The organism is Cupriavidus sp. D384 (genome assembly GCF_001652915.1).
Classification (GTDB): domain Bacteria; phylum Pseudomonadota; class Gammaproteobacteria; order Burkholderiales; family Burkholderiaceae; genus Cupriavidus.
Map to the genome: position 1 here is coordinate 50,982 of NZ_BBQI01000001.1, position 14,534 is coordinate 65,515.

Sequence of the window (14,534 nt, forward strand, 5' to 3'; positions counted from 1 at the left end):
GCCGGGGGCCTTGTCATGACGTAACAGTAGTAGCGCGGGGCCACCGGGGCCAAGCGTACTGAAGCCGACTTCGCGCGATTAATGAACGCCGGTGGGCGATCAATGACCGGAGCTGGGGTTTCTACGGAGGGGTGCCTGCAAGCCGCAGCAGGCATGATCGGCATGCCCATATTCGTACAGGAAAGACCATGACAGACGCCGCCTCCAACGTGTTCGCGCCCAACGTGGATGGCTTCGAGACCTGGGACAATCCGCTGGGCATCCAGGGCTACGAATTCATCGAATTCGCGTCGCCCGACCCCGTCCAGCTTGGCCGGACCTTCGAACGTTTTGGCTTTTCTGCGATTGCGCAGCATCGGCACAAGAACGTGCGGCTATACCGGCAGGGCGAGATGAATTTCATCGTCGATGCCGAGCCCGACTCGTTTGCGGTGCGCTATGCGTCGGAATACGGCCTGTCGATCTGCGCGCTGGGACTGCGCGTGCAGGACGCCGCAGCCGCCTACGCGCGTGCGGTGGAGGCGGGCGCGTGGCCGTTCGAGGGCGGCACCGTCGGGCCCATGGAACTCAACATCCCGGCAATCCAGGGCATCGGCCAGTCCCTGATCTACTTTGTGGACCGCTGGCGCGGCAAGGAGGGCCGGCCCGGCGACGTAGGCGATATCTCGATCTACGACGTCGACTTCCGCCCCTTGCCACCAGCGTCGCCGCATGCCGATGCAGGCTTGCAGCGCGTGGACCATCTGGCCCAGGCGGTGGATGCCGGGCATCTCGATGAATGGATGGATTTCTATCGCCGCGTGCTCGGGTTCCGCGAGATCCACGAGGTCAATCCGCAATGGCAACTGGCCAGCGACGCGCGCGTGCTGCTGTCGCCGTGCGGCCAGATCCGCATCCCGTTGTACGAGAAGGGCACTCCGCGCCATGACCAGATGCGTCACTACCTGTCTGATGCCCATGGCGAGGGCATCCAGCACATCGCGCTGGCGACAGATGACCTGGTAGCCAGCGCGGGCATGCTGGCACGCAACGGCGTGTCGTTCGTGGAGCCGCCTGCGTCCTACTACGACACGCTGGACGCCCGGCTGCCGGGACATCGGCTGGACGTCGACGCGCTGCGCCGCCATGGCATCCTGGCCGACGGCGCCGTACGACCCGACAACGGCCCCGAGCAATTCCTGCAGGCATTCGCGAAGCGCGAGGCAGGCGAGTTCTTCTTCGAGATCGTCCAGCGCGACGGCCACCATGGATTTGGCGAAGGCAACCTGCCGGTGCTGGAGGCGCTGTATCGGGGGTGATCTTCCGGCGGATCTGACAGTAGGGCGGTGCCCACGCAAATCCTTTTGCGATTGCGCCGTTGTCTCATAGTCGCGGCATTTCCGGCGCGCTACAAAGCAAAAGGCCTCCCGATTGGGAGGCCTTTTGCTCCTTACGCCGGGGCGCCCTTGCGGGGTATGCCGATCGACGCGCCGGAACGAATCCTAGTAGCTCCTCTGGACCATGTCAACGCCATGCGGACTCCATCTCCCGACAACTTCGAACGCGTCGTTTCCCTGCCACGCCTGAACAACTACAAGGACTATTTCAAACTAGATACGATGGACGAGGCCATTGGCTTGTACTTGTGGAATGGCGAAGTCTCTTCATGTTTTGCGTCGCACCTTGCGTACTTTGAAATTGCAGTACGCAACAGCGTCCACCGGGAGATGTCGCTGTTCTACAGCAAGGGTGAAAGCGAGAGTTGTCACTGGTACGACTTGATATGGAAGTCCCTGAAGCAGGCGTCCCGAAGGAAGGTCGACGAGGTTCGTGAGCGGCGCCATGGGAGTAACCTCGGCCCAGACGAAATCGTGGCAAGCCTTTCTTTCGGATTCTGGCCCGTGGTACTCCACAACGTCGCTGCTGCGCACGCGTCGCGCATCCTGCCCGCCGTGTTTCCATTTCATCCGCTCAGCGCGTCAGCATTGTTGTGGAGCGATGTACGAACGCGCAGGGCGGCGCTGGAGTTCGTCTTCGAGCTTCACGGTTTCAGGAACCGTCTTGCCCACCACGAGCCGCTGTGGAAATTTCGTGCGATCAAGGATGCGAAGAATCCCGCGAGGATCATTGAGTTTGCCTCCCGGAGCCAGGCTGACAGCATTCGCAGGCTAAAACGGCTACTTGGCATGCTTGAAGACGCCATCGGCTATATCGACCCGGTCCTGCAGCACGAGCTCGTCCAAGCCTCCTGGCGCCAACGCCTGGATTTCCTCCTGACCGAGCGGGGCATCCAGCGCTATCGTGGCCGCAAGCATGTGCCCGATACGGCAGTCCTGACGCCGGCCGAGTTCAGATACCGCTTTGCCCTGATTGGCCGGAACAACCAGCCGGTTCGCGTCCGGCGCGCGCGTTCCAGTGGGCTGTTTGTCCCCGATTGAACCCGCCCCGGGCCATGTGCGGCCTACCGCCCGGTAACCCCTCGGCGGATGGCGGAATGCATTTCGCGGTATCCTTGCCGGCATGCCGCGTCGGCGCCTCTCCCAATCGGCGCTCCGTGGCGCGCCTGCCCCGCGCCTGCATCATGCCCCGCGGGCCCCATGGCGCCTCCAGTGAACATCAATATGAAAGACCTAGAAAGTGAGCTGATCGGCTCCGCCCGTCTGCCGACCCGCTATGGCCAATTCACCGCCCATGCCTTCCAGGGCGTGGACACCGGCACAGAACATCTTGCGCTCTCGATGGGCGACATCTCGGGCGAGGACGTGCTGTTGCGCCTGCATTCCGAGTGCCTGACCGGCGATGTGTTCGGCTCGTGCCGCTGCGACTGTGGCGAGCAGCTTGACCTGGCCATGAAAAAGATTGCAGAGGAAGGCCGCGGCGTCCTGCTGTACCTGCGCGGGCATGAAGGCCGCGGCATTGGCCTGTCGAACAAGATCCGCGCCTATGCGCTGCAGGACACCGGCCTGGATACCGTCGACGCCAACCTGGCGCTGGGCCAGGCGATCGATTCGCGGACCTATGCGTTTGCCGCCGATTTCCTGCGCCAGTGGGGCGTCTCGTCGGTTCGGCTGATGAGCAACAATCCCATCAAGATCAAGGCGCTGGAAGACGCGGGCATCCGGGTGACGGAGCAGATGCGTCACATCGTGCCGTCCAACTCCGAAAACGAAAAGTATCTCGCGACCAAGCGGTCGCGCATGGGTCACTTGCTGGACTGACCCTGGACGCACCCGGCACGTTGCTGGCCTGTAGGCATAGGCCGACAACGCCTTGCGAGGCCCCCCGACAGCCCGGCTGGGGCCACTCTTCTATCTTGGAATAAAGGGCCGCGCCGCTTCATGCGCCGCGCGGGATGTTCCATGCGCGTCGCGCGGTGCGCGCGCGTTGTGATGAGAGGAGTCCGTCATGGCTGACAACAACGTCTCTGTGCTTAACGACCTGATCGAAGTCTCGCGCGACGGCGAGGAGGGGTTTCGCAAGGCTGCCGACGATGCCAAGAACCCGGAACTGAAGACTCTGTTTTCAAGCCGGGCCACCGAGATTGGCGCTGCAGTGCGCGAACTCCAGGGCCAGGTTGCCGCGTTGGGTGGCAAGCCTGAAGACCACGGCAGCATGGCTGGCGCGCTGCATCGAGGCTGGATCAGCCTGCGTACGGCGGTATCGGATCGTTCCGACCTGGCCATTCTGGAAGAGACCGAGAAGGGCGAGGACGTTGCCAAGAAGAAATATGCCGATGCGCTGCAGGAAGCCGATCTCAGTTTCGATATTCGCGCGCTGATCGAGCGGCAATACCAGGGCGTGCTGCGTAATCACGACCTGATTCGGGATCTGCGCAATCGCTATCGCGCGAGCGGCGAATGAATGACCCGGTCAATATGACGCAAGGCGCCTCCATTGAGAGGCGCCTTTTTATTACCTCGAAATCGGAATCAGTATCACTCGCATAATCATCGTTGCGAGGTATTTTGCCATTCCTTCATCGATGGCCGCCCGGAAAGCCGCGCCGGGCTTGAAGTTCCGGAGCGGGGGATTACCATGAAAATCGTCGCCGGGACGTATTGGGGATCAAGGTCATGAAAGCAGACAAGAAGGTAATTCAGTTGCTCAACGGTCAGCTCAAGCACGAACTGACGGCAATCAACCAGTATTTTCTGCATGCCCGCATGTATCGCCATTGGGGGCTCCAGGCGCTGGGCAAACATGAGTACGACGAGTCGATCGAGGAAATGAAGCATGCCGATCGGCTGATCGAACGAATTCTCATGCTCGACGGCCTGCCCAATCTGCAGGACCTGGACAAGCTGATGATTGGCGAGAACACCGAGGAAATGCTCGGCTGCGATCTCAAGCTCGAACTGGTGTCGCAAGCCAGCCTGAAGGAAGCGATCAAGTATTTCGAATCGGTGGGCGACTATGTCTCGCGCCAGATCGTCACTGACATCCTGGATGACACCGAAGACCATATCGACTGGCTGCAGACCCAGATCGAGCTGGTCGGCAAGGTTGGTGTGCAGAACTACCTGCAGTCGGCCATGGGCAGCCCGGAGGAGTAGCCCGGCCGCCGGGTCGTGGCGCCGCGTGGCAACAGGCCTTCGCAGGCAGAACGGACCCACGCCCTGCAGACTTCTCCCAGTTCGGCTACACTGCGCCCCGCACCACTGATCGGCCCGTCCGGGCCGGCATCCCGGGGCGGGGTGGCAGAGTGGTTATGCGACGGCCTGCAAAGCCGTTTACGACGGTTCGATTCCGTATCCCCGCCTCCACTCCCTGATTTTCCTTCCGTTTCTCTCGCGGTTTTCCGCTGACGCCGCATCGCTTGCGACGTTTTTCTCGCGCACGCATTTTCTTCACGAAACACGCCGATACTGACTGGCGGGCCTGGCGCATTTCATGCTCGTTTTTTGACTGTGCATGGCACGCGTCGCATCCGGTGATTTCCCTCTGGAAACTCGGACGCGATTGCGATACTGTGAGGCGCGCATGCACCAATCGTCAGCAATTCACCGCTCTCTTTGGTGCCGTTGTCGTACGACTACCGGTCGTTGGCGCACGGCAGTTGGCGCACCAGGTTTCACCATGCAGGGCTTCCATGGCGTATCCGTCGCAACGTGATGAGAGAAACAGAGGCTCCAAATGATTAAAGACATGCGAATCCGTATGGCTCAGCCTTCGGATACGCTCGCCATCGGCACCGTTCTTGAGCGGTGCGGCTTGCCGGTGGACGACCTGCCGCGACTCGTCGGCGAATTTCATGTGGCCGTGCTCGATGCGCAACTGGTGGGTTGCGCTTGTGCCGAGCTTTTTGGCGATACGGCGATTATCCGATCGGTGGCCGTGCTGCGCGAATGGCGCGACCAGGGTGTTGCCAGCCATCTGGTACACGCCGTGATGATGCGGGCGCGCGCCAATGGCAGCCGACGCGCGGTCTTGCTCACGTCCACCTGTCCAAGCTACTTCGCGCGCTACGGTTTCTCGCTGATTCATGCGTCCAAGCTGCCGACCGAGGTGTTGGAGAGCCAGGAGTTCAGGCGGCTGCGCGATACCAGCGCGCTGTGCATGAGCGCCGAACTGGCGTGAGTGCCGGCAAGGTTTCGCAAAAGCGTCAATAATCGGGCCTTCACTTTCTGCCAGCGCATCGAGGAGACCCCATGCCGACGACCGTCCGCGCCATCCGCCTTCACGAATTTGGTTTGCCGCAGGTCATGCGGCTGGAATCGGTAGAACTGCCGGAGCCGGGCCCCGGCGAGGCGCGCGTGCGGCACACGGCAATCGGCTTCAATTTCATCGATATCTACCAGCGCCGTGGCGCCTATCCGCTGCCGGCCGGCACCGGGCTCGGCTTCGAGGCTGCCGGCGTGGTGGAGGCCGTTGGCCAGGGCGTGACCGATGTGGCCGTGGGTGACCGCGTGGCCTATATGAATGCCGGCCTGGGCGCCTATTCGGAGGGCCGCAACGTGGCCGCCGACAAGCTCGTCAAGCTGCCCGGCAACGTCAGCGACGAACAAGCCGCGGCCACCATCTTCAAAGGCATGACCGCGCAGTACCTGGTACGCCACACCCACGCGGTGAAGCCTGGCGATACGGTGCTGGTGCATGCGGCGGCCGGCGGCGTGGGCCAGATCCTCAGCGGCTGGGCCAGGGCGCTCGGTGCGCGCGTGATCGGCACGGCCGGCTCGGCGGCCAAGTGCGAGCGCGCGCGGGCGGCAGGTTGCGATATCGCCATCGACTACAGCCATGGCGACTGGGTCAAGCAGGTGCGCGATGCCACGGATGGGCGCGGCGTGACCGTGGTCTACGATGCCGTGGGCAAGGACACCTTCCTGGGTTCGCTCGACTGCGCGCAGACCTTCGGCATGGTGGTGCTGTACGGCGCGGCGTCGGGCCCGGCACCGGCCATCGAGCCCGAACTGCTCAACAAGAAGGGCTGCCTGTTCCTGACCCGGCCGTCCGTGTTTCCGCACAACGCCGATGCAACGCGCTTCCGCGCCAATGCCAAAGACCTGTTCGATGCCATCGCCGCAGGTCATGTGAAGGTCGATATCGGCGCACGCTTCCCGCTGGCCGATGTGGCGCACGCCCACGAAGCGGCGGAGCGCCGCGAGACGACCGGCGCGATCCTGCTGCAGCCCTGAGCCGGTCAGCGAACTAGTGGCGATGCGGGGGCCGGCCTGGTGCCGGGCCATCGTCGCACTGGTTGATCTCGACGCTCACGTGCACCAGTTCCTCGTGGATTGACAGGGCCTGCCGCACCCTTTGCGGCGTCAGGGTGGCGTCGTGCGTGACCAGGCTGGCGATACAGGCAAACTGCTCGCGCCCCACGCGCCAGACGTGCAGGTCTGCCACGCGCGTGTGGCCTTCGCCGTGGGCGAATCCGTCGAGCACTTCGCGTACCTCTTCCACCACGGGGTGGTCCATCTCGCGGTCCAGCAGCACCGTGCCACTCTGGCGCAGCAGGCCAATGGCCCAGCGGCCCACCAGCACGGCGCCCACCAGACCCATCACCGGATCGAGCCAGTTCCAGCCCAGCCACCAGCCGCCGGCCAGCGCCACGATTGCCAGCACCGACGTGGCGGCGTCGGCAATCACGTGCAGGTAGGCAGAACGCAGGTTGATGTCGTGATGCTGGTGGCCGTGGTCGTGCCCGTGGTCATGGTGGTGATCGTGCCCGTGGTCATGTCCGTGCCCATGATGGGCGCCGCCCAGGATCAACGCGCAGCCCAGGTTGACCAGCAGGCCGATGGCGGTCACGGCCATGGCTTCGCGGTAGTGGATCGGCGCCGGGCTGAACAGCCGTTCGACCGACCCGAAGGCCATCAGGCCAGCCACGCCCAGCAGGAACACGGCGCTGGCAAAGGCGGCCAGCACCTCGATCTTCCACGTGCCGAACGTGAAGCGCGCGTCCTGCGCCAGCCGCCGGGCGGCCGCATAGGCAAACGCCGACAGGCCGATGGCGACCGCGTGCGAACTCATATGCCAGCCGTCGGCCAGCAGCGCCATCGAATTGAAGCCCAGGCCGGCGGCGATCTCGATCGCCATCATCGCCAGCGTGATCCACATCACCAGGCGGGTGCCGCGTTCGGCGGCCTGGTTGCCGGTGTCGAAGACGTGGGAATGGGTCCACGTCGAGAAATTGCGGGTGTGCATGGCTGGATCCGTAAGGCGGGAAGGAAGGCAGTGGCTAGGGTAGCAGCCGTGCGCCGACAGTTATCTGACAACCATGGCGGCCAGAAGGTTGTTGTTCCCCGCGCGGGGCCCGCTACCAGCCGTGATAGTCGGCCGCCGTGTCGTAGCCGCCAAAATGCTCGGCCATGAAATCGACGAATGCGCGCACGCGGGCTGACAGCTTGTCGCGCGAGAGATACACCGCGTAGATATCGGCCGGCGGCGCCGACCATTCGGGCAGCACCTGCCGGAGCCGCCCGGAGCGCAGCAGCGGAGCCACCTCCCATTCGGATCGGAGCAGGATGCCGTGTCCCTGCAGCGCCCAGTTCACGGCCACCTCGCCGTCGTTGGTGGCTGCCGTCCCGCGCACCTTGACCGTCTCCTGGCGTCCGGCTGCCTGCAGATGCCAGGTGCCGTACGCGGTTTCGCTTTCGCGGATCACGATGCAGCGGTGCTGCTGCAGCGCGCGTGGCGATGCCGGTTCGCCATGGCGCGCCAGGTAGGCCGGCGCCGCACACAGCAGCCGGCGGTTCGGCGCGAGCTTGCGCGCGTTGAGCCGGGCGTCGGGCAGGTCGCCTACCAGGATGCCGACGTCGAATCCTTCCTCGGCCAGGTTCAGCGCGCGATCGGTCAGTTGCAACTGGATTTCGACGTCCGGATACGCCTGCAGGAAATCGCCCACCGCAGGCGCGATATGCCGGCGGCCGAAGCCCAGCGTGGCATTCACCCGCAGCAGTCCGCGCGGCGCCACGCGGCTACCGCCCAGGCCCTGCTCCAGTTCCTCCAGTTCGGCCAGGATGCGCCCGCCCTGATCCAGATAGGCCTCGCCCTCGGGCGTCACCGACAGCCGTCGCGTGGTGCGGTTCAGCAGCCGCACGCCCAGCCGGGCCTCCAGCGCGGCCAGGCGCTTGCTGGCCGCCGAGGGCGTCAGGCCCAGCTGCTGCGCGGCGCCGGCCAAGCTGCCGCGCTTGACCAGCAGGATGAAGAAGGCGAGATCGGAAAAGGTGTCCATGGCAGGATCGTGCGGAATCCGGTCGGCATGACTAATGAATCCAAAGCACGAATGAAATGCGATTCACGAAATTATAGCGGTGGATTCCGCGATTAGACTGCCTGTCATCCCATCCCCCACAACAGGCAGGCAAGCAACATGGCCGCACGCACGCTGTATCGCAAGCTCGTGGAGTCGCACACCGTGGTCACGCTCGACGCTGACAACGTGCTGCTCTACGCCGATCTGCACATCATGAACGAGTACACCAGCCCGCAGGCCTTCGCGGGGCTGGCCGAGCACGGCCGCAAAGTGCCGGCGCCGGGCCAGCAACTGGCCGTGGTCGATCACATCATCCCCACGCACGCGGAGTCGCCGCGCGTGATCCAGGACCCGGCGTCGGCCCTGCAGGCACGCAACCTCAAGCGCAATTGCGACCTGCACGGCATTCCGCTGTTCGATACCAATGATCCGCTGCAGGGAATCGAGCACGTGATCACGCCGGAGCACGGCATGATCCGCCCGGGCATGGTCGTGCTGTGCGGTGACAGCCACACCACCACGTATGGCGCCTTTGGCGCGCTGGGGTTTGGCATTGGCACGTCCGAGGTGGAGCACGTGCTGGCCACGCAGACGCTGGTCTACCGGCTGGCGCGGGACATGCGCATCCGCGTGGAAGGCCTGCTGCCACCCGGCACCACGTCCAAGGACCTGATTCTCCACATCATCTCGCGTATCAGCGCCCAGGGTGCGCGCGGCTACGTGGTGGAATTCACCGGCAGCGCCATCCACGCGCTGTCGATGGAAGCACGCATGACCCTGTGCAACATGACGGTCGAAGCCGGGGCGCGCGGCGCGCTGATTGCCCCCGACGCCACGTCGGTGGGCTATGTGCTCGAGCGCGCCGCCGATATCGATGCGTCGATGGCGCAGGCCGCGCGCAGCGCGTGGGCACAACTGGCGTCCGACGCCGACGCGCCATTCGATGCCGAACTGGTGTTCGATGCCTCGGTGGTGGAGCCCTACGTGACCTGGGGCACCAGCCCCGACCAGGCGATTCCCGTCAGCGCCGCCGTGCCGCATCCGGCCGACGCCGCCGATGCCATTGCGCGGGCGTCGGCCGAACGGGCGCTGGACTATATCGGCCTGGCTCCCGGCAGCCATCTGCAGGGCCTGCCGGTGCAGCGCGTGTTCATCGGCTCCTGTACCAACGGCCGCATCGAAGACCTGCGCGCCGTGGCCGACGTGGTGCGCGGCCACAAGGTGGCGGCCGGCGTGCGCGCGATGGTGGTGCCGGGGTCCGGCGCCGTGCGCGAGCAGGCCGAGGCCGAGGGCATTGCCGCACTACTGCTGGAAGCCGGTTTCGAATGGCGCAAGCCCGGCTGCTCGATGTGCCTGGCGATGAACGATGACATGCTTGCGCCGGGCGAGCGCTGCGCGTCCACCACCAACCGCAATTTCGAAGGCCGCCAGGGCCGCGCGGGGCGCACCCACCTGATGAGCCCCGCCATGGCCGCCGCGGCCGCCATCACAGGCTGCATCACCGATGTGCGCCAGCTTGGCCAATCCCGCTGACCGGAGACCCACAATGTCCGCATTCACCCTGATCGAAGGCATCGGCGCCCCGCTGCCGCTGCCGAACCTGGACACCGACCAGATCATGCCCAAGCAGTTTCTGCGCGGCATCGACAAGGCCGGGCTGGACCGTGGCCTGCTCTACGACATGCGGTTCGACGAGCATGGCGAGCCGCGCCCGGATTTCGTGCTGAACCAGCCAGCCTGGCGCGACACCCGGGTGCTGGTGGCCGGCCCCAACTTCGGTTGCGGCTCCAGCCGCGAGCATGCCGTCTGGGGGCTGCAGCAGTACGGCATCCGCGCGGTCATCGCGCCCAGCTTCGGCGAGATCTTCTATTCGAACGCGATGAACAACCGGCTGCTGCTGGTGATGCTGCCGCAGGCCCAGGTGGATGTGCTGATGCGCGCGGCGGCCAACCCGGCGGCACCGGCATCGATCCGCATCGACCTGGACACGATGACCGTTGCGGCCGGAGACTTCACGGCGCCGTTCACGATGTCGGCCCGGCACCTGGACATGTTCCGGCGCGGCCTGGACATCATCGGCATGTCGCTGACCCACGCCGATGCCATCGCGGCCTTCGCCGGCCGGCATCACGCGGCCAACCCCTGGCTTCGGGATGTGGCTGCCACTACCATGGCCCGATTGGCCGGCTGAGGAGACAACACGATGTTCGAAGGTTTCGCAACGCACCGCATCGACCACGATGGCGTGCCCATCCACGCCGTGGTGGGCGGCGAGGGGCCGCCGCTGCTGCTGTTGCACGGGCACCCGCAGACCCACGTGATCTGGCACAAGGTGGCGGGCGAGCTGGCGCGCCATTTCACGGTGGTAGCCACCGACCTGCGCGGCTATGGCGACAGCGGCAAGCCGGCGGGTTTGCCCGATCACAGCAACTACAGCAAGCGCGTGATGGCAGCGGACCAGCTGGCCGTCATGCGCGAGCTTGGCTTCGAGCGGTTCCGGGTGCTGGCGCACGACCGGGGCGCACGCGTGGCGCACCGGCTGGCGGTAGATCATCCGCAGGCTGTCGAAAAACTGGTCACGCTGGACATTGCCCCGACGCTTGCCATGTACTCGCAGACCACCGAGGCGTTCGCACGCGCCTATTACCACTGGTTCTTCCTGATCCGGCCTGCGCCGTTCCCGGAGACGCTGATCGAGGCCGATCCGGCGCTGTATCTGCGCCAGACCATGGGCGGGCGCAGCGCGGGCATGTCGCCGTTCACCGACGCGGCGCTGGCCGAATACCTGCGGTGCCTGAGGCTGCCCGGCGCAGCACACGGGCTGTGCGAGGACTACCGGGCCAGCGCCGGCATCGACCTGGAGCACGATCGCGCCGATATCGAGGCCGGCCGAAAGGTCGAATGCGACATGCTGGCGTTGTGGGGGGCCAACGGTGCAGTGGAACAGTGTTTTTCACCTTTGGAAGAATGGCGCAAGATCGCGCGCCAGGTGAGGGGGCATGCCATGCCCTGCGGGCACTACATTGCCGAGGAAGTCCCCGAGCAATTGCTGGCCGAAGTGCTGCCTTTCCTGCGCGGCTGATTATCGGCAACTCTCTGATTAAGCAGAGATTTCTTTCCCCGCCGCAGCCACCCGGCTGCGCGCGGCGGCTACCCAGGGGCGGGTCCCGACGGCCCCATGCGCCACACGTCGTGGTGTCGCAAACGCCACATTGCGTCGATCTGTGCCTTTCGTATCCTTGATACGGCTGTTTCACCTTCCGTCTGCACAGTTCTCCGGGGGCTGGCATCATCGCGGATTGGAGGAATTCTGATGGACGCGGGGCGGTCAACCCATCGACTGCCGCGACACGATATACATGCATTCGTGAATGTATGTATAATCCGTCGCAAAAATTCCATTAAAAATTTCTCCTCAGCTGTTAATTCCCACAATGACGTACCGATTTATTGCAAGCTGCCTCGCCATCTGGCTCGGGATCTGTGTTGCCGCGAGTTGGGTGGTAGAGAGGCTCTGGGCCTGACCCCTCCCGAGCGCCAAGGTGCTTCGGCGGGGCCGGCAGTCGATTTCGTCTAGTTGCCGAGTCACTCTCTCTTCGATGCCTTCATTCATGAAGACAGAACAACAAGAACGCCGCATGCATTTCGCCAAGTCACCCCGCTCCCTGTTCGCTATCCGTACCCTGGCCGTCGCCGCAGCATTGGCAGGGGCCAGTTCGGCCGCCAGTGCCGAAGAACTGGTGGGTTGGGCCCATCCGGCCGTGCACGTGGCCTTTGGCCGCGACACCAGCCACGATGTCAACAAGTACGAACTTGGCGTCAATTTCAACACGCCCATCCAGTACGGCAACCCGCAAGGCTGGCTGTTCCGCCTGCAGGCCGAGTTCAACGTGGCCGGCTGGGACGCCCGCGGCGGCACCAACCAGCAGAACCTGTTCGAATTCGGTATTTCGCCGATCCTGCGCGTTGAAAAGCGCGGCAGCTATTTCGTGCCGTTCGCCGAAGCGTCGGTCGGCGTGCGCATGCTGACGCATACCGGCACTTCCGACCAGCACCGCATGGGCAGCGCCTTCCAGTTCTCCGACATGCTTGGCGTGGGCGTGGGCTTTGGCAAGAACGCCAACACCGAAGTGGGCTTCCGGTTCCAGCACATCTCCAACGCCGGCATCAAGGAACCGAACCCGGGCAGCAACTTCTACACGGGCTACGTGCGCTATCGCTTCTGATCGGGCAAGCCTGCGTCAGGCGGCTCGGGCCTGGGCCCGGCCGCTGCGCAGGGCATCGAAAAATGCCCATAGCTGGGGCGCGTCCCCGGTAGCCACATTGAAGCGGATCCACGGCGAATCGGTTTCATCGGGCTCGAAGTACGAGCCGGGCGCCAGCCAGATGCCATGTTCCAGCGCCAGCGTTGCCAGCTGGTTGCCAGTCACTGCCATCTCTGCACCGGTCTGCGCCAGGCGGGCCCAGGCGAACATGCCGCCGTCGGGCCGTAGCATGATCTCCAGTCCATGCGCTTCCATCTTTTCCGCCACGCGATCCTGTTGCGCGCGTAGCCGTTCGGCCAGCGCGGCCACATGCCGTCCGTAGTGGCCGCTGGTCAGCACCGAATACACGAGCCGTTCGGTTACCTCTGACGAGGTCAGTCCCACTGCCATCTTGGTCTGCGCGAAGGCCTTGGCAAGGTCCGGGCTGGCCGCCAGGTAGCCCACGCGCAGAGACGGCGTGATGGTCTTCGAGAATCCGTTGACGTAGACCACCTGCGACAGGCCGTCCATGGCCGCCAGCATCGGCGACCCGGCTGGCGCCAGTTCGCGGTAGATATCGTCTTCCACCACCAGCAGGCGGTGCTGCTCGGCCAGTTGCAGCACGCGGAACGCGTTCATGCTGGTCAGGCTGGCGCCGGTCGGATTCTGCAGCACCGTATTGACGAACAGCGCCCGGGGCGCGTGCTGCCGGATGGCGTCTTCCAGCGCATCGGTGTCCAGGCCCGCATCGGTGCGATTGACCCCGATTGCCCGCAGGCCGGCCAGTCGCAATATCTGCAACAGATTGCAATAGCAGGGCGATTCCACAAGCACGGTGTCACCGGGGCGCAGCAGCGTGCGCACCACCAGGTCCAGCGCCTGCGTGGCGCCCTGGGTCAGCACCACCTGTTGCGCCTGCACGGGGATGCCGTACTGGCTCAGGTGCGTGGCGATATGCTCGCGCAACGCGCCGAAGCCATACGGATGGCCGTAGCCCGAAACCTGCGCCGCCGGCACGCGCGCCGCACTGCGCATGGCCTGGTGCAGGCCTTCCTCGTTGAGCCAGTCACCGGGCAGCCATCCGGCGCCAGCCTTGATCGGCACGGAATGGTCGGCGAAGACATCGGACAGCAGCCAGGCGGCATTGAGCGCCGGAGCCTCCCACTGCGAAGTGCGTGCCTGGCCAGCCGGCGTATGCCGGTGGGCCACGGTGTAGCCGGAGCCCGGCCGGGCCGTCAGGTAGCCCAGCGCGGTCAGGCGGCCATAGGCCTCGGCCACGGTGAACGTGCTGACGCTGTGCTGCTGCGCAAAGCGGCGTACAGATGGCAGCAGGGCGCCCGCGCGCAGGGCGCGCTGGTCCACCAGCGCGGCAATGCCGGCCACGATCTGCTCGGTCAGGGTCTCTCCGCCACGGCGGCTACGTGCGAGGTTCAGGTTCAGCATGGGGCGGCTGCAAGGTGCGAAACCTGTACAGTGTACTGGCTACCCCGGCGGGATGCCCGAATTGGTGCGTCGCAGCGTGAATCCCGCGTGCCTGATCGGTTTCAGCGTTGCAACAGCGTATCGCCGGAGGCCTTGCAACGCCCGCCGCGACGCACTGACCTGTACGGTTTTCG

General features: G+C 64.9%; 14 protein-coding genes and 1 tRNA gene. 12 read left to right on the plus strand and 3 right to left on the minus strand.

The window, feature by feature from the left end:
- The first annotated feature begins 188 nt into the window (after window positions 1–188).
- From A9J21_RS00240 to A9J21_RS00275, 8 genes are all read left to right on the plus strand, one after another.
- On the plus strand, window positions 189–1,298 hold the full coding sequence (locus tag A9J21_RS00240) for a 4-hydroxyphenylpyruvate dioxygenase family protein (RefSeq protein WP_082926148.1): 1,110 nt from the start codon (window positions 189–191) through the stop codon (window positions 1,296–1,298).
- Between the two features lie 156 nt (window positions 1,299–1,454).
- Window positions 1,455–2,417, plus strand: a complete 963-nt coding sequence (locus A9J21_RS00245; protein WP_066730736.1) for an Abi family protein — start codon at window positions 1,455–1,457, stop codon at window positions 2,415–2,417.
- 183 nt (window positions 2,418–2,600) lie between these two features.
- A complete protein-coding gene (gene ribA / locus A9J21_RS00250; RefSeq protein WP_066730789.1) occupies window positions 2,601–3,197 on the plus strand; it encodes a GTP cyclohydrolase II in 597 nt (198 codons plus the stop codon).
- Window positions 3,198–3,384: 187 nt separating this feature from the next.
- Complete coding sequence (locus tag A9J21_RS00255; protein ID WP_066730739.1) at window positions 3,385–3,840, plus strand: PA2169 family four-helix-bundle protein; 456 nt, start codon at window positions 3,385–3,387, stop codon at window positions 3,838–3,840.
- Between the two features lie 212 nt (window positions 3,841–4,052).
- Complete coding sequence (gene bfr / locus A9J21_RS00260; protein ID WP_066730741.1) at window positions 4,053–4,532, plus strand: bacterioferritin; 480 nt, start codon at window positions 4,053–4,055, stop codon at window positions 4,530–4,532.
- A gap of 135 nt (window positions 4,533–4,667) precedes the next feature.
- Window positions 4,668–4,742, plus strand: a tRNA-Cys gene (locus A9J21_RS00265).
- Between the two features lie 370 nt (window positions 4,743–5,112).
- Window positions 5,113–5,556, plus strand: coding sequence for a GNAT family N-acetyltransferase (locus A9J21_RS00270; protein ID WP_066730745.1), 444 nt, complete (start codon window positions 5,113–5,115; stop codon window positions 5,554–5,556).
- A gap of 71 nt (window positions 5,557–5,627) precedes the next feature.
- On the plus strand, window positions 5,628–6,611 hold the full coding sequence (locus tag A9J21_RS00275; protein WP_066730748.1) for a quinone oxidoreductase: 984 nt from the start codon (window positions 5,628–5,630) through the stop codon (window positions 6,609–6,611).
- A gap of 13 nt (window positions 6,612–6,624) precedes the next feature.
- Here A9J21_RS00275 and dmeF read toward each other — a convergent pair whose 3' ends face one another.
- Entirely contained in the window at window positions 6,625–7,623 is a 999-nt protein-coding gene (dmeF, locus tag A9J21_RS00280) for a CDF family Co(II)/Ni(II) efflux transporter DmeF (protein WP_066730749.1), read from the minus strand.
- A 112-nt stretch (window positions 7,624–7,735) separates the two neighbouring features.
- Entirely contained in the window at window positions 7,736–8,653 is a 918-nt protein-coding gene (locus A9J21_RS00285) for a LysR family transcriptional regulator (protein ID WP_066730751.1), read from the minus strand.
- A gap of 138 nt (window positions 8,654–8,791) precedes the next feature.
- Between A9J21_RS00285 and leuC the strand changes: the two genes are divergently transcribed.
- From leuC to A9J21_RS00310, 4 genes are all read left to right on the plus strand, one after another.
- A complete protein-coding gene (leuC, locus tag A9J21_RS00290; RefSeq protein ID WP_066730753.1) occupies window positions 8,792–10,207 on the plus strand; it encodes a 3-isopropylmalate dehydratase large subunit in 1,416 nt (471 codons plus the stop codon).
- Between the two features lie 13 nt (window positions 10,208–10,220).
- Window positions 10,221–10,865: a 3-isopropylmalate dehydratase small subunit gene (leuD, locus tag A9J21_RS00295; protein ID WP_066730754.1), complete on the plus strand. Its 645-nt coding sequence runs from the start codon at window positions 10,221–10,223 to the stop codon at window positions 10,863–10,865.
- Window positions 10,866–10,877: 12 nt separating this feature from the next.
- Complete coding sequence (locus A9J21_RS00300) at window positions 10,878–11,756, plus strand: alpha/beta fold hydrolase (protein ID WP_066730755.1); 879 nt, start codon at window positions 10,878–10,880, stop codon at window positions 11,754–11,756.
- 556 nt (window positions 11,757–12,312) lie between these two features.
- Entirely contained in the window at window positions 12,313–12,900 is a 588-nt protein-coding gene (locus A9J21_RS00310; protein WP_066730791.1) for an acyloxyacyl hydrolase, read from the plus strand.
- A gap of 15 nt (window positions 12,901–12,915) precedes the next feature.
- On the opposite strand, the gene A9J21_RS00315 is transcribed toward A9J21_RS00310, so the two are convergent.
- Entirely contained in the window at window positions 12,916–14,361 is a 1,446-nt protein-coding gene (locus A9J21_RS00315) for a PLP-dependent aminotransferase family protein (RefSeq protein ID WP_066730759.1), read from the minus strand.
- Window positions 14,362–14,534 lie beyond the last annotated feature (173 nt).

Coding starts and splice junctions, on each gene's coding strand:
- A9J21_RS00240 (WP_082926148.1), top strand. CDS start 189: ATGACAGACGCCGCCTCCAACGTGTTCGCGCCCAACGTGGATGGCTTC.
- A9J21_RS00245 (WP_066730736.1), top strand. CDS start 1,455: ATGCCGATCGACGCGCCGGAACGAATCCTAGTAGCTCCTCTGGACCAT.
- ribA (WP_066730789.1), top strand. CDS start 2,601: ATGAAAGACCTAGAAAGTGAGCTGATCGGCTCCGCCCGTCTGCCGACC.
- A9J21_RS00255 (WP_066730739.1), top strand. CDS start 3,385: ATGGCTGACAACAACGTCTCTGTGCTTAACGACCTGATCGAAGTCTCG.
- bfr (WP_066730741.1), top strand. CDS start 4,053: ATGAAAGCAGACAAGAAGGTAATTCAGTTGCTCAACGGTCAGCTCAAG.
- A9J21_RS00270 (WP_066730745.1), top strand. CDS start 5,113: ATGATTAAAGACATGCGAATCCGTATGGCTCAGCCTTCGGATACGCTC.
- A9J21_RS00275 (WP_066730748.1), top strand. CDS start 5,628: ATGCCGACGACCGTCCGCGCCATCCGCCTTCACGAATTTGGTTTGCCG.
- dmeF (WP_066730749.1), bottom strand. CDS start 7,623: ATGCACACCCGCAATTTCTCGACGTGGACCCATTCCCACGTCTTCGAC.
- A9J21_RS00285 (WP_066730751.1), bottom strand. CDS start 8,653: ATGGACACCTTTTCCGATCTCGCCTTCTTCATCCTGCTGGTCAAGCGC.
- leuC (WP_066730753.1), top strand. CDS start 8,792: ATGGCCGCACGCACGCTGTATCGCAAGCTCGTGGAGTCGCACACCGTG.
- leuD (WP_066730754.1), top strand. CDS start 10,221: ATGTCCGCATTCACCCTGATCGAAGGCATCGGCGCCCCGCTGCCGCTG.
- A9J21_RS00300 (WP_066730755.1), top strand. CDS start 10,878: ATGTTCGAAGGTTTCGCAACGCACCGCATCGACCACGATGGCGTGCCC.
- A9J21_RS00310 (WP_066730791.1), top strand. CDS start 12,313: ATGCATTTCGCCAAGTCACCCCGCTCCCTGTTCGCTATCCGTACCCTG.
- A9J21_RS00315 (WP_066730759.1), bottom strand. CDS start 14,361: ATGCTGAACCTGAACCTCGCACGTAGCCGCCGTGGCGGAGAGACCCTG.